This is a genomic window from Streptomyces sp. 11-1-2 (assembly GCF_003595545.1).
Lineage (GTDB): Bacteria > Actinomycetota > Actinomycetes > Streptomycetales > Streptomycetaceae > Streptomyces > Streptomyces hygroscopicus_B.
The window spans coordinates 5,663,387-5,683,148 of sequence record NZ_CP022545.1; the positions used below are offsets into that span (position 1 = coordinate 5,663,387).

A 19,762-nucleotide genomic window follows, 5' to 3' on the forward strand; every position below is an offset into this window, starting at 1 on the left:
GCGGCGGCCACGGGCCGCCAGCGCGCGCGGCCCGCGCAAGCGGGCCGCCTTGATCCAGTAAAGAAACTCTGAACAGCTCACGCCAGAAGATCGCCGGAGGATCGCAATGCGGGGTGCGCGCGACCAACGCGCAGACGACAAGGGGGAACTGGTGCTGACCGAGCAGGAGCGGGCGCTGTTGGCCGAGATCGCGGCCATGACTGAGCGCCTGCGCGGTGAGCTGGAGGAGATTCGCGCGGAGGTGACGGAGATCAAGGAGGAGCGGGCTACGGGTGCTGCCGCGCCTTCAGTTCGGCGACTTCCTGCTTGAGGGTCTGGACCTCCGCGTTCAAGGTGCGGAGCTGGTCCCGGACCTCTAGGAGTGCTTCGGTGATGGTCCCGGTGGGTTCTGCGCTCGCCGGGGCCTCGCCCGTTCCAGCCGTCTCGATCAGCTCGCCGCCGGGGCCGATCACGTCGGCTACATAGCTGCCGCGCCCCTGCACGGTGTAGATCAAGCCCTCTTCGCGGAGCACGCGCAGGGCGCTGCGGGCGGTCATGTTGGCAATGCCGAACCGCTCTTGCAGCTCCCGATGCGAGGGGAGCTGTTCCCCCGGCTTGAGCTTGCCCGCCTGGATCTCGGCCCGGATGGCCTCGGCTGCCTGCTGATACGGCGGGCGGGCGTCGTGCATCGACGGCGTCATGGTCCCAGGGTAGCCGTGTTAGCCCACCTAACACACCCAGACCCTTGAACTCCCATGGCTAGCTCGCTTGACCTAGCTAGCCTGGCTAGGTAATAGTTGTGGCCCGATCGCACAAGCGGTCGGCCACGAAAGGGAGTTCGAGCATGGCTATGACCCGTATCCGCGTGGGGCTGCTGCCCTCCACCCAGTTCATCGCTGGCACCCTCCCGGTGCCGAAGATCAAGGACCCCAACACGGGTGAGGTCGCCACCGACCGCGACACCGGGGAGACCCTGCACACCCTGACCGTGTTCCTCATGGAAGAGGGCCGCGCCGAGCAGATGAAGATCACCGTTCCCGAGAGCGGCCTGCCGGGCGGGCTTCAGCCGGGGATGCCGGTGCGGGTGGCGGAACTGTTCGCCACCCCGTGGGCGCGGCTCTTCAACGGTCATCTGTCCGATGGCGTGGCCTACCGGGCGGCAGCGCTGGAGCTGGTCAAGTGAGCGCCCCGACCGGACCGGACCCGGTGTATCCGGTGGCGCCGGAGAGCGGGGATGACGATTCGCGGTTCACCAACGGCTTGCTCTTCGACGTGGCGAAGGTGATCGAGTCGCACGGCTACCCCCGGCTCGCATCCGGCCGTGACCTGCTGGAACTGCGGATATCCCTGTACCGATTCCTCTACACGAACAAGGACGTGCTGTGACTGTGCAGGAGGTGTTCGGGTCTGCCCCGGCTGTTGCCGGGGCGGCCCTGGCCCTGATCGGCATATGGGCCCTGTGGTGGCTGGTGCGCTATGTGCGTGCCGACACCATGACGCGGGCGAGCATGCGGCAGGCCATCGGTGTACGGCGGCGCTGGCGTCGGCTGGCCCCGATGGTCGGGCTGTCGGTGACCGACAAGACGCCTCCAGCCGTGATCGTGGCGCCGGACGGGAAGGTGCCCAAGCCCCGCGTTCTGATCCCGAAGATCCGGGTGGCCGCCGACCGGTACGGGGTGCTGGTGCACGCCGTCTGCCTGCCCAAGGTGGGCCTGGCGGAGTTCCAGAAGGCGGCCCCGTACTTGGCCGACGCATGGCGGTGCACACGCGTTTCGGTCCTGCCGGACAAGCCGGGACAGCTCGTGATCCGTGGGGTCCGGGTTGATCCGCTGATCGTCCCCACCGAGCACACCCCGACCGGGGCCGTGCCGGAGGATCTGGCGGTGTGGGATCTGGGCCTGGACGAGTACGCGCAGCCGGTGAGCGTCAGCCTGGCCAACGTGCCCGGTGTGACCGTGGCGGGGCTGCCCGGCTTCGGCAAGACGTCCCTGGTCAACCGGTTCATCTGCGATACGGCGCCGTCCGATGCGGTTCAGTACGCGGTGGCGGACGGCAAGGTGACCTCAGCCCATGAGGGCGACTACGCCGATCTGACCGAGCGGATCTTCGCGTTCGTCGGTGACGATCTGGAAGAGGCGAACGCGCTCTTCACGCGGCTGGTGAAGCTCCGGCGGGACCGGTCGGCGTCCATCCGTGCTCTGCTGGGCGTGAAGAACATGTGGCACGTCGGCCCCTCGGCGGCCTGGCCGCTCACCGTGCTCATCGTGGACGAGGCGCATACCTACTTCCGTGACTACAAGGGGTCGGACGCGCGGACGAAGAAGCTCGCCGCGCTAGCCGCTGAGAACGCGCGGCTGGTGGAGGACCTGGTGAAGAAGGGCCGCAACGTCGGCATCCTGATGATCATCGCGACGCAGAAGGCGACCGGGGATGCCATCCCCACCTTCATCCGGGACGTGTGCCCGGTCGGCCTGTCCTTCGCCCAGAAGACCGCCGAAGCGGCCGTGGTCGCTCTCGGGGAGGACATCCGCAACTGGCCGGACGCAAGCCCCACGGCGCTCCAGGACCCTGCCTATGTCGGGGTGGCGGCCATGGCTCACCAGGGCCGCCCCGGCTTCGCCCGCATCCGCACCCCCTACGTCGCCGACGCGGACGCTGCCCGCATCGCCACCGAGACCGCGCACCTGACCCGCGACCCCGCCGAACTGCTGGAGCAACTGGCGGTCTCCGCGATGCGGGTGGACGACCCGTTCACCAAGCGGGAGGCGGCCTGACCCGCCCCGGGCCCGCTCGTCACGAGATCTGGAAGGAGGTGAATCCCCTATGTCTGAGGACCGGATCACTCAGCGCACGGTGACCGTGGTCATGGGCATCATCGCGGCCCTGGCCTTCGTCTTCTCCTTCGGCAACGTCTGGGCCCTCGCGTTGCGCCTCGGCGTCCCCGCCCCCATCGCACCGCTGATCGCGCCGATGGTGGACCTGTCCGTCGTCGGCCTCCTGGTGGCCCTGCGGTACCTGTCCCTGCGCGGCGTCCCGGCCGAGCACATCAAGGGCGCTACTCGGCTGATGCACCTGTCCGGGCTGCTGACCCTGGCTCTCAACGTCGCCGAGCCGATCGTTGCCGGGCACTACGGCCGGGCCGCCGTGGACGCGGTCGCCCCGCTTCTCCTCCTGGGCTGGGGAGCCGTCGGCCCACAACTCCTGCGCCACTTCCACACCGTCGCCCACACCACCCCGACCCCGACACCGGCCGCGCCTGACGCTCCGGCCGAGAAGGCACCGGCCCTCGCGCCGACCACCGAGCCGGTCTCGCCCCCGGTCGTGTCAAAGCTGGAGACGTCCCCGGCGGTCACGGTGCCCGTGCCGCTGCTGAACGCGGCGCGCACCATCGCCGACACCTACCGGGCCGAGCACGGCGAGCCCATCACCCCGGCTCAGCTCCGGACCCGCCTCGGCGTCGCACTGCCGCTGGCCACCGCCGCACACGCCCAGCTCTGACCCCGTGCCGGCCGTCCCGGCAATCCAGAAACCCCCGCCCCGACCGGGCTCGATTCGCCATGCCCCGAGCAGCACCCGCAGTCCTGGCCCAGTGCTGCCCGGGCCCTCTTCCCCGAAAGGATGCGTCACCCGTGAAAGCCCCCTTGGACCTGCGCCACGTGGCGAGCATGGCCCTGCGGGACCTCATCTACCTCGCCCATCTCCCCGACTTCGACCGCGTCCAGGACCAGATCAGCCGAATCCGCGGTTGCACCCGGCCGGTTCAGCTCGTCGGCTCCACCCAAACCCGCGACACGACAACGGACACCATCGTCCGCTCGTACAGCACTGCCGACGAACCCACTGGGCGGCTGCTGACTGCCTGCGGCAACCGCCGCTCTTCGCGCTGCCCCTCCTGCTCGCGCCTGTACGCGGCCGACACCTACCACCTGATCCGGGCCGGACTCTCCGGGGGCAAGAGCGTGCCGGAGACGGTGCGCACGCATCCGCGCCTGTTCGTCACCCTGACCGCTCCGTCGTTCGGGCCGGTCCACAACCGCCGCACCACCGACGCGGGCAAGAACTTGGCCTGCCGCTGCGGCACCCGCCACCCCGCCGACGACCCCGCATTGGGCACCCCGCTGTCCCCGGCCACCTACGACTACACCGGCGCCGTGCTCTGGAACGCCCACGCCGGAGCCCTATGGGCGCGCTTCACCACCTACCTCCGCCGAGAGCTGGCCGCACACCTCGGCATGACACAGAAAGCGCTGAACGCGGCGCTGCGGGTCTCCTTCGCCAAGGTCGCTGAGTACCAGCGGCGCGGCCTGGTCCACTTCCATGCCGTGATCCGCCTCGACGGTCCCGAGGGCAGCAACGAGCCCCCGCCCCGGTGGGCCACCGCCGACGCCCTCACCCACGCGGTCACGGAGGCGGCCGGGCGTGCCGTACTCACGGTCACTTCCAACGCCATCGGTGAACGCCGACTCACCTGGGGCGATCAGCTCGACATCCGCGAGATCGCGGCCTTGGGCGACGGTGAACTGACCGATCAGAAGGTCGCCGCCTACGTCGCCAAGTACGCCACCAAGAGCGCTGAGGACTCCGGCACGGTGGATCGCTCCCTGCGCTGTCCCCACTGCACCGGACGTGGCTACCAGTGCGGTCCGGACGGCTTCCGGGACCTGTGCGACGAGTGCGAGGGCACCGGCCAGTCCGAACCCATCGCGGACCTGCCCGTGCACAGCCACGTCCGCCAGATGATCCGCACCGCCTGGAACCTCGGCCACCTGCCCGAGTTCGCCGAACTCAAGCTCTGGAAGTGGGCCCACATGCTCGGCTTCCGAGGCCACTTCTCCAGCAAATCCCGCCGCTACTCCACCACCCTCAGCGCACTCCGCGACGTCCGCCGCACCTGGCGCACCGAGCAAGCCCGCACGGCAGACGACCGGCCCGAGGTGGACGAGGAAACCACCCTCGTCGTCTCCCACTGGCAATACCTGGCCTCCGGCTACAGCCCCGGCGAAGAACTCCTCGCCGCCCAGGTACGCCACGACATCGCCCAAGCACGCGACCACGCCGACCGCCGCAAGACAGAAGGGGACCTGTGGCTGTGACTCCGGGACTGCTCAACGTGGACCAGGTCGCCGCCCGGCTCCAGGTGAGCCGCTGGACGGTCTACAACCTCATCCGTTCCCGCGAGCTGGCCTCCCTGACCATCGGCCGCTGCCGACGCATCACCGAATCCGCACTGCACGACTACATCGCACGCCAGACCGAACGAGAGGCCGCCTGATGGGCAAGAAGAACGCGAACGGCGGAGGAAGCATCTACCAGCGCAAGGACGGGCGTTGGGAGGGCATCGCGTACGTCCTGACGACCGATGGCACGCACAAGCGGCGCAGCGTCTACGGGAAGACCTGGGATGACGCCCACGACAAGCTGACCAGGCTCAAGGCCGACTCCAACAACGGACTTCCCGTCGCCACGAGCAAACAGAGCCTGGGCGACTTCCTGACGTACTGGCTGGCCAACGCCCTCCCTGTCAGACTCTCGTGAGACATGAGGACAATCGAGTCTTCTGTTGTTAGTAGGGCGAGAACAGGATCTTTCGAGCGTGACGCTGAGCAATGCCGATCTCCTGGCCGGTGTGGCCGATGATGAGGTCGTGGGCAAGAAGAAGCGCGGTCCCCGCGCGGGCGGGCCGAAGCGGCGGACCTTCACCGCGGAGTACAAGCTGCGGATCGTGGAGGAGTACGAGCGGCTGACCGAGCCGGGCGCGAAGGGCGCGCTTCTGCGCCGTGAGGGGTTGTACCACTCGCACATCATCGACTGGAGGACCGCCCGGGACGCGGGCGCACTGGATGCGCTGGCCGCCAGGCCGTCCGGACCGACGGGCAAGAGCGCGGCCGAGAAGGAAGCCGAGCGGCTGCGGGGGGAGAACGAGAAGCTGGCCGCAGAGCTGGCCAAGTCCCAGAAGGCGCTGGCCATCCTGGGAAAAGCACACGAGCTCTTGGAACTGCTCTCCGAGAGCGAGGACTCCGAGCCCAAGCGGAGGAAGTGATCACCGAGGCGTTCGCCGCCCTGGAGTCGGTCGTCGGGATCAAGCCGGCCTGCGAGCTGACCGGCCGCTCGCGGGCCACCGTCTACCGGCAGCGCCACCCCAAGCCCCGCGTGGCCGGGCCGCGCCGGCCGCCGGCAACGCACCCGGCGGCCCTGTCCGAGCTGGAACAGGCACGGGTACTGAGCGTGCTGCGCTCGCAGCGGTTCGTGGACAAGTCCCCCGCGCAGATCTGGGCCACCCTGCTGGACGAGGGCACCTACCTGTGCTCGGTGTCCACGATGTACCGGCTGCTGCGTGAGCACGGTGAGGTCCGCGAGCGCCGCGCGCAGGCCGCCCACCCGCCCAGGACCAAGCCCGAGCTGGTGGCCACCGGCCCGAGCCAGGTGTGGACCTGGGACGCCACCAAGCTCAAGGGCCCCGACCGCGGGATGTACTACGACCTGTTCGTGATGCTCGACATCTACTCCCGCAAAGCGGTCCACTGGCTCGTCGTGCCGCGCGAATCGGCCGCACTGGCCAAGGAGTTCATCGAAGACGCCTTCCGCGCCAACGGCGGGGTCGTCCCGGACGTGGTCCACGCCGACCGGGGCACCTCGATGACCTCCAAGCCAGTCGCCCAGCTGCTCGTCGATCTGAACATCGTCCGCTCGCACTCACGGCCACGCGTGTCCAATGACAATCCGTACTCGGAAGCAAACTTCAAGACCCTGAAGTACTGCCCGGTCTTCCCCGACCGGTTCGGCTCACTGGCCGACGCCCGCGCCTTCTGCCAGCGGTTTTTCACCTACTACAACACCGTCCACCGGCACTCCGGCATCGGACTGCACACCCCCGCATCCGTCCACGACGGCACCGCAGTCACGATCCGAGCCCGGCGGGCCGACGTCCTGGCCGACGCCTACGCCACCAACCCGCACCGGTTCCGCCGAAGACCGACGCCACCCCGCCTCCCGAAGGCGGCCTGGATCAACCAACCCGCCAAGGAGAAGCATCAGGAAGAACCCGCAGCCTGACGTGTCTCACCGAAATTGACAGGCACCGACGTCGCACGCATCAAGGTCCGTCCGGCCACGTACGCCGCTTATGACTCCCTCGTGCGGAACTACCTCGCTCCCGGCCTCGGGAAGAAGAAGCTGACGCGGCTCACCGCACGGGACATCCGGGCCTTCCTCGCCGCGACGGCGCGTACGTGCCAGTGCTGCGCTCAGGGGAAGGACAAGGCGCGCCCGGAACGGAAACGCCGCTGCTGTGCGCTGGCCAAGTGCTGTAAGTCGTACCCGTCCGATCGGACCGTGCGGTTCCTCCTCGTGCTGCTGCGGGCCGCGCTGGAGCACGCGGTGCGGGAGGACGAGTTGCCGCGCAACGTGGCCAAGAACGTGGAGCTGGGCATGGGCACGAAGCGCGAGATAGAGCCGCTGACCGTGAAGGAAGGGCGTCAGCTCCTGACGGCGGCGCGAGGTAACCGGCTCTGGGCGGTGTACGAGCTGGCCGTACGGATCGGTCTGCGGCGCGGTGAGGTCCTGGGCCTCCGGTGGAAGGACGTGGACCTGGCCGACGGGACGGTCACTATCCGGCAGACGCTCCAGCGCGTTGGCGGTGAACTGCTGATCGCCGCCCCGAAGACTCAGAGGTCGGCCCGGCGGGTGGCGCTGCCCGCCGAGTGCGTGACGGCGCTCCGGGCGCGCCGTGCCCAGCAGCGCGGGGACCGGCTCGCGGCAGGAGACACCTGGAAGGGCAGCGGCAGCGATCTTGTCTTCACCACGAAGAAGGGGACACCGATCGAGCCGCGCAACCTCAACCGCGCCTTCACCCTCCTGTGCGACAAGGCCGAGGTCCGGCGCGTCCGCTTCCATGACCTCCGGCATACCTGCGCGTCGCTGCTCCACGAGCAGGGAGCCGACGCTCGGATGATCATGGAAGTCCTCGGACACAGCTCGATCCGCGTCACGATGGACATCTACACCTTCGTCCGGCTGGACTCGCAGCGCTCCGCCTTCGACCGCGTCGGCGATGCCCTGCGTGACGGCGACGGCCCGGACGACGATGACGGCCCGCGCGGCGCCCTGGTCGCCGTCTGATCGGAGCGCTCGACGGTTGCCGTCAACGACCGCCGTCAACGGTCAACGCAAGAGGCCCCTTCCATTACTGGAAGGGGCCTCTGAGCTGGTGCGCGCTCGGCAGGATTCGAACCTGCAACCTCTTGATCCGTAGTCAAGTGCTCTATCCGTTAAGCTACGAGCGCTTGGCTTCCCGGCGGTTTTTCTTGCCGGTCGGCGTTGCGGGGACAACATTACATGACCTCTGCCGCCAAGCGAAATCCGTTTCCCACACCCCTACTGACCTGCGAAAACTCCGTTTTCAGGGGCTGCCGGAGCGGTCGTCGCGAGACATCGACGAGTGGGTCTTCGCGTCGCGAGGCGTTTGAGGAGTGACGGCCATCGTCACAGAAGGCTACAGGCTCGTCGCTCTGCGTCGCTTCGGTGAGAGTCCGGGGATTGCAGGGCTATCGGACTGCGGTCGTCCGGCGTCGCAGTCGCCGTCACCGTAGTAAGTCGCAGTCGCCGTCACCGTAGTAAGAGGAGGGTGGGCGGGCATCGTCGTGCCGGGCCGCTTACGTGATCGTTTGCGGCGTCCCGTGGAAACGACACAGGGAGCCCGCGCCATAGGCACGGGCTCCCTGATCAGAGAGCGGAGGCTGAGGGATTTGAACCCTCGATGGGCTTTAGGGCCCAAACCGCATTAGCAGTGCGGCGCCATAGACCAGACTAGGCGAAGCCTCCAGCACACCGGTTTCGCTCGCGCGAGCGCGATGTGGTGTGTGCAGATGATGTCACAGCCCAGCGGGATGTCACCAATCGCGGACTACGGTACTCGGCGGGCGGGGCCCATCGCAAAGCCCTAACGCCCGGGCGCAGCCGCAATGCCGGAGCGCAGCCCTTACGGCGGAGCGTACGCGGCGGAGCACAGCCTCCCCCAGCCCCCTACGGCGGAGCGCGGCCCTTACGGCCGAGCGCAGCCCTTATGGCGGCGCAACGCGCGCGGCGGCGGCGCGTTAGACGGGGCAGGGGCAGCGCGCCCCCGTCTGATCACTCCAGGAGTGCCCCGATGCCCCTGCTGCACCGCCTCGTCGTCACCGCCGCTCTGACGACCGCCGCCATGGCGGGCGCGCTGGCCCCCGCCGGGGCCACGCCGCTGCCGCTGCCGCTGCCGTTCGACGGGGAGAGCGCCGACCGGCTCGTGATCACCGTCAGCCAGAACGGTGATCCCGACGACGCCTCGACCTTTGTGCTGTCCTGCCATCCGACCGGCGGTACGCACCCCCGGGCCCGGGCCGCGTGTGCGCAGCTGGATTCGCAGACCGTATGGGGCCGGGATCCGTTCGCGCCGGTGTCGCCCGATGCGATGTGCACCGGGCAGTACGGCGGGCCGGCCACGGCTCGGGTGACGGGCCAATGGGCGGGGCGTCCCGTCAACGCCTGGTTCAACCGCACCAACGGGTGTGAAATCGCCCGATGGAATCGGTTCTCCGTCGTTTTGCGCACGCCTGGGAGCTGACCTGGGGATTGGGACGGGAGTGAGAAGAGGAGAGCACGGAGAAGTTTGTCCGGGCGTGCGTCGAGACGCGTACGTCGTGCTGCGACCTCCCTCTCATCCGCCGTCACGTCCAGCTTCGGTGGCCGTAGACTCCCCTAGAGACACTCCGCAGACGGGACGGCAGAATGACCGCGAGTGTCAGCAAGATGCAGTAGTCAGGGAGGAAGCGTCGTCGTGAGCAGCAGGCCATCCCGAGGCGCTGCTCGCCTCGCAGCGATACTCGACGCCCTCCCGGACGCGCTGTTGCTCGTCAACTGCAACGGCACGATCGTCAACGCCAACCACATCGCGCTGGAGTCCTTCGAGGCTCCGGGCACCGCCCTGGTCGGCCGTGGTCTGCTCGATCTGCTCCCCTCCTTCGATCCCAATCGCATTCCCGGGTCGATGCGGCGCCTCGAGTCGGCGCAGCGGGACGGCATCAAGCCGACCCGGATGATGGCCCGGCGCACCGACGGGGCGCAGATTCCCGTCGAGGTGACCAGCGCGAATCTGGAGGACGGGCGGACTCCTTACGCCGATCAGTACAGCTACACCGGCGATGAGCTGCTGATGCTCATCGTGCGCGACCTGACCGGGACGCTCGACACCGAGGCCGAACTCGCCCGTCAGCAGCGCCAGACCGAGATGATCCTGCGCGCGGCGGCGGAGGGCGTGGTCGGCGTGGACACCGAGGGCAAGGTGGTCCTCGTCAACCCGTCCGCCGCGCAGATCCTCGGCTACCGGGCCAGCGACATGGGCGGTCAGGAGCTTCACTCTCTTGTACACCACTCGCGCCCGGACGGTTCCCCGTTCCCGTACGAGGAATCGCCCCTCGCCGACTCCCTGCGCTCCGGCCGCAAGCACCGGGTGCGCGGCCAGGTGCTGTGGGCGAAGGACGGGAACGAGGTCCCGGTCGATCTGACCACCGCGCCCGTCCGCGACGGCGAGCAACTCGTGGGCGCGGTGATGACCTTCACCGACCGGCGTGCCGAGAAGGCCATGGCGGCCAAGCACGCCGAGGAGGTGGAGAGCCTCACCACCCAGCACACGGAGGAGGTCGAGAGCCTCACCACCGAGCACACGGAGAAGGTGGAGAGCCTCACCACCCAGCACGCCGAGGAGCTGGAGAACCTCACCGCCCAGCACACGAAGACCGTGGAGGAGCTGCGGACACAGCTCGCCGAGGAGCGCGCGCGGTACACGGCACAACTGGAGTCCGTCACCGCCCGGAACAGCCAGCTTCTCGCCGTGCTGGACCAGTCGCTGCGCGGACCGCTGCTGCAGCTGCGCGGTGAGCTCGGTGTGCTCGCCGACGACCCGGCCGGGCAGCTGTGGCCCGAGGCCAACCAGATCCTGCACCACCTCGCCGCCGGCTACACCCGGATGACCACGCTCGTCGACAACGTCCTGAGCTATCAGCGGCTCGACGCGCACAGCGAGGAGCTGGCCCGCCGTACGGTCTCGATGGACGAGGTCGTATCGGCCAGTGTGGAGGGCGCGGTCGAGCTGATCGGCCCGGGGCGCGCGCAGTTCGCCGTGCACGCGCCGCCCATCGACGCCGAGGTGGACCCGGAGCGGCTCGCCCAGGCGCTCGCCCATCTGATCGCTGACGTGGCCGGGGTCGACTCCACCGGCAACACCGCCGCGGGCAGCTCGGCGAGCGACTCGACGATCGTGGTCGCGGCGGCGCAGCGCGGCGATGTCGTACGGATCGAGGTCCGCGGACCGTACGCGGGCGGCGACCCGGTGCACGAGCCGATCGTGCGCGGGATCGTGCGCCGGCACGGGGGCGTGCTCCAGACCCATGAGATGCCGGGCATGGGCGGGCACGCCTACGTCCTGGAGGTGCCGATCTCGGCGGCGGCCGCGGCCGAGCAGGAGCGCGCGGACGGCGACACCGCCGGGCAGGGCGACGGTACGCAGGGACAGGGCACCTCCGGCGCGGGCACCGACGCGGGTACGGGTACAGGCACGGGCACGGGTACGGGCACCGCGGGCGGGAACGCCACCGGCCAGACCCCGACCGGACGCCGCGCCCGGCACGGCGCGGCGCCCAGCGGCACGTCAGGCGACACCAGCGGCGGCGGTACGCAGGGCAACGGCACGCTGGGCAGCGGCACGGAGGGCGGTACGCCTCCGCCCAACCTCCGTAAGGCCGACCCGCATACGGCCGACCCGCATACGGCCGATCCCCGTACGGCCGACCCGCGCACCGCCGCTCAGCAGGGCGCCCCGGGCGCGCCCCCCGCACTTCCCGCGGTCGTCGGCGAGGACACCGCGGCCCAGCAGCAGGGCGCGGCCGAGGCCGGGGACACCCCACGGCCCACCGGGCGGCGCAGGGCGCGCCCCCACCCCGACGAGGCGGCGGCCGTGGCCACGGCCGCGCACCCCGCCCAGAACGCCGAGGAAGCCGCGACCGGCAGTCATCGCCATGCTCGCGGCGACGCACCGGAAGCGGCCGGTCCGCAGCCGACGGGGGCCGCCGCCATGGGCGTTGTGCCGCCTCAGGGCATTCCGGCCCAGCAGCAGCCCCAGGGCCGCCGCGCCCGGCGCGGCGCCCCGGCGCAGGAACAGGGCGGCCCTCAGGCTGCCGGTGCCCCCGCTCAGGGCGCGAGCGGTCGGCCCGCCCTCGCCCTGCCCGCGGGCGCCTCCGACACGCCCCAGCGGCCCGCCCAGCCGGTCGCATCGGGCATGCCCGCGCTGCCCGCCGCCCGTGCCCCCGAGGAGCAGCAGCCCAACTGGGGCCAGGACACCGGCGCAGGCCAGCCGGAAGAAGTCCCGCCCACCGGACGTCGCCGCGCCCGTCGCACGCTGGCCGAGGCGTCGGAGCTGTCGGGGCCCGACCAGGCGCAGTCCCAGGGCCAGGGGCAGGGCCAGGGGCAGGGCCAGCCTCAAGCTCAGCCGCAGCAAGCCCAGTCGCAGCCGCAGCCCGCGGGGGAGCCCGGTCTCGTCCGCTCTCCCTTCGCGCTGCCCCCGGCCGCCGCCGACCGGGCGCAGCCCGGCGCGCTGCCGCCGGAGCTCGGCCCGGCCGGGCTCGTCCCCGCGCAGCACGGCGCCCGCGAGGCGCGGGGCGGCGCGCCTCAGCCGCAGCCGGGCGGGGGCCTGGCCGTACGAGGCGAGCCGGTACCCCCCAACGGCACCGCACGGCCCGGGGGCTGGCCGTCCGACCCCGGTCAGGCACCGGGCCAGGACTCGCGTCGGCCCCACCCGCAACCGCAGGCCCAGGGCTCCGGTGCCGCTCAGCCCGCCGGATCGGGCAGGCCCGCGCTGCCCGCCGCCCGTACGCCCGAGGAACAGCAGCCCAACTGGGGCCAGGACACCGGGGCAGGCCAGCCGCAGGACGTCCCGCCCACCGGACGTCGCCGCGCCCGGCGGCCACTGGCCGAGGAGCAGCCGGAGGCGACCCAGGGTGGTCCGGCTAATCCGGGTAATCCGGGTGGTACGCCCCAGGGTGGTCCAGGCGGTCCAGGTGGCCCGGGTGGTCCGCAGCCCGTGGAGGCGAGCGGGCGCCCGCCGGCCCAGCAGCCGACGCAGTGGCCGGACGCGCCCACGCAGCCCCGTCCGCAGCCGCTGCCCGCCGAGGCCCCGCAGAGCGCCGACGCCGCCCAGGGGCGCGCGATCAGTGTGCGCACCCTGGGCCAGGGGGTGCCGTTCGCCCAGCAGGTGGGGGAGCACCCCCAGGGCCAGCCGCAGCAGGGCCAGCCCCAGACGCCCTCCGGAGGCACCAGCTTGGGCTCCGGCAGGCGCCGCAAACTGGCCGCCCGGCCCGAGATGGCGGACCAGGGCACCTCGGCCGAACTACAGCCGGCCGGCAGCCGTTCGCAACCGCACCCCGGGGCACAGACCGGCGCGCAGCCCCGCCCCCAGCCCGGGCCGGGGGCGCAGCCGCAGCGTGCGGCGAGTGCGTCGCAGAGCTCGGGCCGTGCATTCGCCATCGGCGCGCCGGACGAGGGCGCCGAGGGGCCGGAGCCGCTGGACGGGCCCAACGGCGCCGTCGAGATCGTCGACGACCGCACCCCGCCGCCCGACGACGAACTGCCGCCGGAGCCGCTGGACAACCCGCGCCGCCTCCTCGTGTGGCCCGCGCCGGACATGTCCACCCAGCAGGCGCTGAGCGACCGCGGCTACCGTCCGGTGATCGTGAACTCCCGCGAGGAGGTCGACGCGCAGATCGCCGCGTACCCGGCGGCGCTGTTCGTCGATCCGCTGACCGGGCCGATCACCCGGACCGCGCTGCAGTCGCTGCGTACGGCCGCGGTCGCCGCCGAGGTGCCGGTGCTGGTGACCGCGGGGCTCGGCCAGGCGACACGGGAGGCGGCGTACGGCGCCGACCCGGCCGTCCTGTTCAAGGCGCTCGCCCCGCGCGACAGCGAGCAGCATCCGTCGCGCGTTCTGCTGATCGAGGAGCACGAGCCGATCGCGGCGGCCCTTACGGCGACGCTCGAGCGGCGCGGGATGCAGGTCGCCCGCGCGGCGACGGACGCGGACGCGGTCTCGCTCGCGGGGCAGATGCGGCCGAATCTGGTGGTGATGGACCTGATGCAGGTACGCCGCCGCCGGGCCGGGATCGTCGACTGGCTGCGCGGCAACGGACTGCTCAACCGCACCCCGCTGGTCGTCTACACCTCCGCGGACATCGATCCGGCGCATCTGTCGCGGCTGGCCTCGGGCGAGACGGTGCTGTTCCTCGCGGAGCGCTCGACGAGCGCTGAGGTGCAGTCGCGGATCGTGGACCTGCTGGCGAAGATCGGCACCAACTGACGCGCGCGGTCTCACGGTGACGTGCGGCCCGTAAGGGCACGCCCGCTGTCCATGCGGTGACGTGCCGCCCGTAAAGAGACACTCGGCTCCTTACGGTGGCCGCGTCACCGACCGTCGGGGGCTCGGGCCCGCTCGGCCCGCGCCCCCGACCCGGGTGTTCCTCAGCCCAGTGTGGTCACATCCAGCTCCCCGTCCGCGTACTGCTTGCGGATCACCTTCTTGTTGAACTTCCCCACACTCGTCTTCGGCACCACCGGGATCAGCGCCCAGTGCTCCGGCAGCTGCCAGCGCGCGACCCGTTCGGCGAGGAAGGCCCGCAGGCCCTCGTAGTCGACCGTGGCGCCGTCCGTCAGCACCACCGTGGCCAGCGGCCGCTCGCCCCACTTCTCGTCCGGCACCGCCACCACCGCCGCCTCCGCGACCTCCGGATGGCCCATCAGCTGGTTCTCCAGGTCGACCGAGGAGATCCACTCGCCGCCCGACTTGATGACGTCCTTGGCCCGGTCGGTCAGCGTCAGGTAGCACTCGGGGCTGATGGTGCCGACATCGCCGGTCTTCAGCCAGCCGTCCTCGGTGAACTTGTCCTCGGGGCGGAACGGCTCGCCGTCCGCCCCTCCGTAGTACGCGCCCGCGATCCACGGCCCGCGTACCTCCAGCTCACCCGGCGTCTTCCCGTCCCATGGCACGACTTCGCCGTCCGCCGAGATCAACCGGCACTCGACGGACGTCGGGAAGCGGCCCTGCGACAGCCGGTACGGCCAGCCGTCCTCCGCCGAGAGCCCGCCCGGCGGATGGGCCACGGAGCCGAGCGGCGAGGTCTCCGTCATGCCCCATGCATGGACGACGTGGATGCCGTGGCGCTCCTCGTACGCCTTCATCAGGGAGGGCGGGCAGGCCGAGCCGCCGATGAAGACGTCCCGCAGACAGCTCACCTCCCGCGGCCTGGCGTCGAGTTCGGCGAGCAGCCCCTGCCAGACGGTGGGGACGGCGGCCGCGATGGTGGGACGTTCGCGCTCGATCATCTCGGCGAGCGGCTCGGGCTGGAGGAAGCGGTCGGGCATGAGTATCGAGGCGCCCGCCATGAAGGCGGCATGCGCGGTGCCCCATGCGTTTGCGTGAAACATGGGCACCACCGGCAGCAGGGTGTCGCCCCCGGACATCCCGAACGACTCGGCGGCGTTGACCTGCATCGAGTGCAGGTAGATGGAGCGGTGGCTGTAGGCCACGCCCTTGGGGTCCCCGGTCGTCCCCGAGGTGTAGCAGAGCGCGGCGGCCTGGCGCTCGTCGATCTCCGGCCAGGCGTAGTGCCACGGCCGGCCCTCGATCAGCTCCTCGTAGTCATGGACCCGGGCGGCGCAGCCGTCCAGGACGGAACGGTCGCCGGGCCCCGCGACCACGATGTGCTTCACGGTGGTGAGGCCGGGGAGGAGCGGGGCGAGCAGCGGCAGCACCGAGCCGTTGACGATGATCACGCGATCGGCGGCGTGGTTCACGATCCAGCCGAGCTGCTCGGTGGGCAGCCGGAGGTTGAGGGTGTGCAGCACGGCGCCCATGGAGGGGACCGCGAGATACGCCTCCAGATGCTCGCCGTTGTTCCACATCAAGGTGGCCACGGCCTGCCCCGGCTCGACCCCGAGCTCATCGCGCAGCGCGTTCGCCAATTGGATCGACCGCATGCCCACGTCGTGGAAGCTGCGGCGCCGGGGCTCGTCCTCACCGGTCCAGGTGGTCACATGGGCCGTGCGGCCATGCACGAGTGCCCCGTGCACGAGGATGCGGGTCACGGTCAGCGGTACGTCCTGCATCGTGCTGAGCACCGGGGCCTCCAGGGTTCCGGTTACGCGCGGGCTGAGGTTCCGCCGATTCTGCAGCCGACCGCTCGGTATGTCACTACCCCCGGACCTCGTCGGTCGCCCCGTCGGTCCCCCTGCTGACCCTCGCCGTCAGTTCCGGTCGGCCCCCGTCGACCGCCGCCCGGCCGGTCACGCCGCGTAGCCGAGTTCCGGGTCCTCGCGGAGCTTGCCGAGGGCGCGCGAGACCGCGCTCTTGACGGTGCCGACGGACACTCCGAGTACCTCCGCCGTCTGCGCCTCGCTCAGGTCCTCGTAGTACCTGAGGACGACCATCGCCCGTTGACGGTCCGGCAGCCGCAGTACGGCCCGCCACAGCGCGTCGCGGACGACCTGCCGTTCGGCGGGGTCCGGGGCGGGCACCGTCTCGGGCTCGGGCAGCTCCTCGCAGGCGAATTCGTCGATCTTGCGCTTGCGCCACTGCGAGGTCCGCGTGTTGACCAGCGCACGCCGTACATAGCCGTCCAGCGCGTTGTGGTCCTCGATACGCTCCCACGCCAGGTACGTCTTGGTCAGCGCGGTTTGCAGCAGATCCTCGGCGTCGCACACGTTGGAGGTCAGCGAGCGGGCGGTGCGCAACAGCACCGGCCCCCGCGCCCGTACATACGAAGTGAACGACGGGAACGCGGCGGCGGATACGCCTGTGCACACGGTCGTGGTCATGGCTTAACGCTAGGAGCGGGCAGGTCGGAGCGGATCGGCCATAAGTGCCGAAGAGGGATCAGCCTCAGGTTGTACGGGTAGCGCTGGCACCACCTCCTCCGGGGGGAGGGGGCAAGCCGAGGGTCAGGGTTCCTCCCGAGGGTTCCCCCAGAGCGTCCCCGAAGGCGCTCCGGGAGAGTTCCCGAGGATTCCCCGAAGATGCCTCCGAAGACGCCTCTGAGGACGCCTCCGAGCATCCAAGGGTGTCCCGGACGGGGGCCGGTGGCGGTGGGTCACTTGATGATCGCGACCGGTGCGTCCACCTTGTTGCGGTCGATGCGCAGCGTCCGGCCGCCGTGCGTCACATCGACGTTGCCCTTGTACTGGTGGATGCGGCGGTGCGGATTCCACGCGCTCTTGGCCAGCGCCGGCTCACCGTACAGCGACGGCTTCCCCTTCCAGCGCGCGAACCACATGGCGGAGGGCAGGTCATGGACCCCGGCCCGGCGGGCCTGCTCCACATGGCGAACCCCGGACTCGGCGCTGCTGTAGAAGCCGGGGAAGAAGCCGCGCGAGCGGACCTCGCGGTTCCAGCCGCGGATGAAGGAGAGCGTCTTGGCGGCGCAGCTCGCTTTCGTCAGGTCGTACGCCTCCATGTCGAGGTAGAGGGCGCTGCGCTTCTTCAGGGACAGCGCCTTGGCGCGCGCGACCGCGTCCTTGCCCTCCGCGCGCCCCTGGGAGAAGGGCTTGCTGCCGATCGGCACATGCTTCTTGTTGGCGCTGCGGACGCAGGGGGCCTGGGATCCGACGAAGATGGGCAGCACCCGCCACTTCATGCTCTTGACGCCGCGCATCCAGGAGACGGTGAGATTGGGCTGGCTCGCACAGGCCCGGCCGCGGCCCGCGTAGTAGACGCCGACGGCGCGGTAGCGGGAGCTGTTCCACGCGCGCAGGGTGGCGAGGGACGGCGCGTGGCAGGTGTCGAAGGCCCAGCCCTGGAAGACCTTGGCGCCCAGGGGGCGGGGGTCGGGCAGGACCTCCACCGAGGCGGCGGGGGTGGCACCGGCGATCGCGGTGGCCAGCGCCGCGGCCAGACCGGCGGTCCACCCCGTGGCCTGCCAGCTACTCGAACTGCTCGGGCTGCTCCGCCTGCTCGGCCTGCTCCGCCTGCTCTGCTTTCTTCGGGTCATATGAGGAGTGAAGGTGGACCTCGGCGGCCCGATACCGCCGACACGCGCGCGGTTCAGCCGTCTGCGCCGAGGAGAAGCCCGGATGTCGGTACCCCGGTGCCCGCGGTGACCAGGGCGCGGGCGGCCCCCGGCACCTGGTTGACGGAGGTGCCGCGGATCTGCCGGACGGCCTCGGCGATTCCGTTCATCCCGTGCAGATACGCCTCACCGAGCTGACCGCCGTGGGTATTGAGCGGCATCGCGTCCTCGGCGACGAATCCGGCCGCCTCACCGCGCCCGCAGAAGCCGAACTCCTCCAGCTGCATCAGTACGAACGGCGTGAAGTGGTCGTAGAGGATGGCCACGTCGATATCGGCCGGGGTCAGCCCACTGCCGCGCCACAGCTGCCGGGCGACCACCCCCATCTCGGGAAGGCCCGCCAGGTCGTCGCGGTAGAAGCTCGTCATCTGCTCCTGGCCGCGGCCCGCGCCCTGCGCCGCTGCCGTGATCACGGCGGGCGGACGCGGCAGGTCGCGCGCCCGCTCCACGCTGGTGACCACGAGCGCCTGGCCGCCGTCCGTCTCCTGACAGCAGTCGAGCAGCCGCAGCGGCTCGACGATCCAGCGCGAGGCGGCGTGATCGGCGAGGGTGATCGGCTTGCCATGGAAATACGCGGCCGGGTTGGTGGCCGCGTGGCGGCGGTCGGTGACGGCCACATGGCCGAAAACCTCGGGCGTCAGCCCATAGGCGTACAGATAGCGCTGGGCGGCCATGGCGACCCACGAGGCCGGGGTCAGCAGCCCGAAGGGCAGCGACCAGCCGAGCGCGGCGCCCTCGGCGGACGGCTCGCGGTGCTGTACGCCGGAGCCGAAGCGGCGCCCGGAGCGCTCGTTGAACGCGCGGTAGCAGACGACGACCTCGGCGACGCCGGTCGCGACGGCGAGCGCGGCCTGCTGCACGGTGGCGCAGGCCGCGCCCCCGCCGTAATGGACGCGCGAGAAGAAGGTGAGATCGCCGATGCCGCACGCCTGCGCCACGGTGATCTCGGGGCTGGTGTCCATGGTGAAGGTGACCAGCCCGTCCACATCGGCCGGGGTGAGCCCCGCGTCGTCCAGGGCCGCCTGAACGGCCTCGACAGCCAGCTTCAGCTCGCTGCGGCCCGAGTCCTTGGAGAACTCGGTGGCACCGATTCCGACGACGGCGGCCCGACCGCCCAGGGTGTCCGCCTTACGGGCGCTCATCGGGGGGTGTCCGGGGTGGTGGTGGGGCTGCCCAGGGTGGTGGTGGGGGCGTCGGTGGTCGCTGGGGTGTCGGTGGTCCCCTTACGGGCGTCACCGGTTCCCGGGGCGTCGGTGGGGAGCTGCACCGTGACCTTGCCGGTCACGTGGTGGCCGATGCCGTTCCTGCCGGTGACGGCGACCTCCGCCGTACCCTCCGCGACCGCGGTGACCTCGCCGGTCAACACCATCTCGTCGCCGGGGTAGTTGGGCGCCCCGAGCCGGATCGCGACCTTACGGAGGCGGGCCCGCGGCCCGAAGTGATCGGTGATGTACCGGCCGACCAGCCCATTGGTGGTGAGGATGTTCATAAAGATGTCCGGGGAGCCCTTCTCCTTGGCCGCCTCGGCGTCGTGGTGCACATCCTGGTAGTCCCGGGAGGCGAGGGCGCCGGCGACGATCAGGGTCCGGGTGATCGGGATACGCAGCGGGGGCAGCTCATCGCCCGTACGCACCGTCATGGGGCCGCCT

Annotated in this window: 18 protein-coding genes and 2 tRNA genes; 12 read left to right on the forward strand and 8 right to left on the reverse strand. The window is 70.9% G+C overall.

Features of this window, described 5'->3' with window-relative positions; translation table 11 throughout:
* Nucleotides 1-266: 266 nt before the first annotated feature.
* Nucleotides 267-680, reverse strand: a complete 414-nt coding sequence (locus tag CGL27_RS23820) for a GntR family transcriptional regulator (RefSeq protein ID WP_119989870.1) — start codon at nt 678-680, stop codon at nt 267-269.
* Nucleotides 681-823: 143 nt separating this feature from the next.
* On the opposite strand from CGL27_RS23820, the gene CGL27_RS23825 reads away from it, so the two are divergent.
* The 10 genes from CGL27_RS23825 (at nt 824) to CGL27_RS23865 (ending at nt 8,097) form a co-directional block, all read left to right on the forward strand.
* Nucleotides 824-1,162: a hypothetical protein gene (locus CGL27_RS23825; protein WP_119989872.1), complete on the forward strand. Its 339-nt coding sequence runs from the start codon at nt 824-826 to the stop codon at nt 1,160-1,162.
* The gene (locus CGL27_RS23830; protein ID WP_119989874.1) at nt 1,159-1,365 is read left to right on the forward strand and encodes a hypothetical protein; all 207 of its coding nucleotides are present in this window, start codon (nt 1,159-1,161) and stop codon (nt 1,363-1,365) included. The genes CGL27_RS23825 and CGL27_RS23830 overlap by 4 nt, the downstream gene beginning before the upstream one ends.
* Complete coding sequence (locus CGL27_RS23835; RefSeq protein WP_119989876.1) at nt 1,362-2,753, forward strand: FtsK/SpoIIIE domain-containing protein; 1,392 nt, start codon at nt 1,362-1,364, stop codon at nt 2,751-2,753. The genes CGL27_RS23830 and CGL27_RS23835 overlap by 4 nt, the downstream gene beginning before the upstream one ends.
* Before the next feature lie 49 nt (nt 2,754-2,802).
* Complete coding sequence (locus tag CGL27_RS23840) at nt 2,803-3,477, forward strand: DUF2637 domain-containing protein (protein WP_119989878.1); 675 nt, start codon at nt 2,803-2,805, stop codon at nt 3,475-3,477.
* Between the two features lie 131 nt (nt 3,478-3,608).
* Nucleotides 3,609-5,072, forward strand: coding sequence for a replication initiator (locus tag CGL27_RS23845; protein WP_119989880.1), 1,464 nt, complete (start codon nt 3,609-3,611; stop codon nt 5,070-5,072).
* Nucleotides 5,069-5,251 carry a helix-turn-helix domain-containing protein gene (locus CGL27_RS23850; protein WP_044572847.1) on the forward strand — a complete coding sequence of 61 codons (183 nt, stop codon included), beginning with the start codon at nt 5,069-5,071 and terminating at the stop codon, nt 5,249-5,251. Before CGL27_RS23845 ends, CGL27_RS23850 begins: the two co-directional genes overlap by 4 nt.
* Complete coding sequence (locus CGL27_RS23855; protein WP_240450616.1) at nt 5,251-5,514, forward strand: hypothetical protein; 264 nt, start codon at nt 5,251-5,253, stop codon at nt 5,512-5,514. The genes CGL27_RS23850 and CGL27_RS23855 overlap by 1 nt, the downstream gene beginning before the upstream one ends.
* A gap of 58 nt (nt 5,515-5,572) precedes the next feature.
* Nucleotides 5,573-6,019, forward strand: a complete 447-nt coding sequence (locus tag CGL27_RS53565) for a hypothetical protein (RefSeq protein ID WP_346345718.1) — start codon at nt 5,573-5,575, stop codon at nt 6,017-6,019.
* The gene (locus CGL27_RS23860) at nt 6,016-7,032 is read left to right on the forward strand and encodes an IS3 family transposase (RefSeq protein WP_346345717.1); all 1,017 of its coding nucleotides are present in this window, start codon (nt 6,016-6,018) and stop codon (nt 7,030-7,032) included. The genes CGL27_RS53565 and CGL27_RS23860 overlap by 4 nt, the downstream gene beginning before the upstream one ends.
* Nucleotides 7,033-7,047: 15 nt before the next feature.
* Nucleotides 7,048-8,097 (forward strand): tyrosine-type recombinase/integrase, encoded by a 1,050-nt coding sequence (locus CGL27_RS23865; protein WP_119989882.1) that lies wholly within the window; start codon nt 7,048-7,050, stop codon nt 8,095-8,097.
* 91 nt (nt 8,098-8,188) lie between these two features.
* Here CGL27_RS23865 and CGL27_RS23870 read toward each other — a convergent pair.
* A tRNA-Arg gene (locus CGL27_RS23870) sits at nt 8,189-8,261 on the reverse strand.
* A gap of 447 nt (nt 8,262-8,708) precedes the next feature.
* A tRNA-Ser gene (locus tag CGL27_RS23875) sits at nt 8,709-8,799 on the reverse strand.
* A 325-nt stretch (nt 8,800-9,124) separates the two neighbouring features.
* Here CGL27_RS23875 and CGL27_RS23880 point away from each other — a divergent pair.
* A complete protein-coding gene (locus CGL27_RS23880) occupies nt 9,125-9,574 on the forward strand; it encodes an SSI family serine proteinase inhibitor (RefSeq protein WP_119989883.1) in 450 nt (149 codons plus the stop codon).
* A gap of 213 nt (nt 9,575-9,787) precedes the next feature.
* On the forward strand, nt 9,788-14,353 hold the full coding sequence (locus CGL27_RS23885; RefSeq protein ID WP_119989885.1) for a PAS domain-containing protein: 4,566 nt from the start codon (nt 9,788-9,790) through the stop codon (nt 14,351-14,353).
* A gap of 161 nt (nt 14,354-14,514) precedes the next feature.
* Here CGL27_RS23885 and CGL27_RS23890 read toward each other — a convergent pair whose 3' ends face one another.
* From CGL27_RS23890 to CGL27_RS23910, 5 genes are all read right to left on the reverse strand, one after another.
* Nucleotides 14,515-16,170: a long-chain fatty acid--CoA ligase gene (locus CGL27_RS23890; protein ID WP_119989887.1), complete on the reverse strand. Its 1,656-nt coding sequence runs from the start codon at nt 16,168-16,170 to the stop codon at nt 14,515-14,517.
* Between the two features lie 165 nt (nt 16,171-16,335).
* Nucleotides 16,336-16,866 carry a SigE family RNA polymerase sigma factor gene (locus CGL27_RS23895; protein WP_078642344.1) on the reverse strand — a complete coding sequence of 177 codons (531 nt, stop codon included), beginning with the start codon at nt 16,864-16,866 and terminating at the stop codon, nt 16,336-16,338.
* A gap of 272 nt (nt 16,867-17,138) precedes the next feature.
* On the reverse strand, nt 17,139-18,035 hold the full coding sequence (locus CGL27_RS23900) for a DUF1906 domain-containing protein (protein WP_119989889.1): 897 nt from the start codon (nt 18,033-18,035) through the stop codon (nt 17,139-17,141).
* A gap of 53 nt (nt 18,036-18,088) precedes the next feature.
* Nucleotides 18,089-19,255 carry a lipid-transfer protein gene (locus CGL27_RS23905; protein WP_119989890.1) on the reverse strand — a complete coding sequence of 389 codons (1,167 nt, stop codon included), beginning with the start codon at nt 19,253-19,255 and terminating at the stop codon, nt 18,089-18,091.
* Complete coding sequence (locus CGL27_RS23910) at nt 19,252-19,752, reverse strand: MaoC family dehydratase (protein WP_119989892.1); 501 nt, start codon at nt 19,750-19,752, stop codon at nt 19,252-19,254. Before CGL27_RS23910 ends, CGL27_RS23905 begins: the two co-directional genes overlap by 4 nt.
* Between the last annotated feature and the right edge of the window lie 10 nt (nt 19,753-19,762).

Excerpts from the sequence above, each read along its gene's own strand:
- CGL27_RS23820 (WP_119989870.1), bottom strand. The coding sequence starts at position 680 with ATGACGCCGTCGATGCACGACGCCCGCCCGCCGTATCAGCAGGCAGCC.
- CGL27_RS23825 (WP_119989872.1), top strand. The coding sequence starts at position 824 with ATGGCTATGACCCGTATCCGCGTGGGGCTGCTGCCCTCCACCCAGTTC.
- CGL27_RS23840 (WP_119989878.1), top strand. The coding sequence starts at position 2,803 with ATGTCTGAGGACCGGATCACTCAGCGCACGGTGACCGTGGTCATGGGC.
- CGL27_RS23855 (WP_240450616.1), top strand. The coding sequence starts at position 5,251 with ATGGGCAAGAAGAACGCGAACGGCGGAGGAAGCATCTACCAGCGCAAG.
- CGL27_RS23880 (WP_119989883.1), top strand. The coding sequence starts at position 9,125 with ATGCCCCTGCTGCACCGCCTCGTCGTCACCGCCGCTCTGACGACCGCC.
- CGL27_RS23895 (WP_078642344.1), bottom strand. The coding sequence starts at position 16,866 with ATGACCACGACCGTGTGCACAGGCGTATCCGCCGCCGCGTTCCCGTCG.
- CGL27_RS23900 (WP_119989889.1), bottom strand. The coding sequence starts at position 18,035 with ATGACCCGAAGAAAGCAGAGCAGGCGGAGCAGGCCGAGCAGGCGGAGC.
- CGL27_RS23905 (WP_119989890.1), bottom strand. The coding sequence starts at position 19,255 with ATGAGCGCCCGTAAGGCGGACACCCTGGGCGGTCGGGCCGCCGTCGTC.
- CGL27_RS23910 (WP_119989892.1), bottom strand. The coding sequence starts at position 19,752 with ATGACGGTGCGTACGGGCGATGAGCTGCCCCCGCTGCGTATCCCGATC.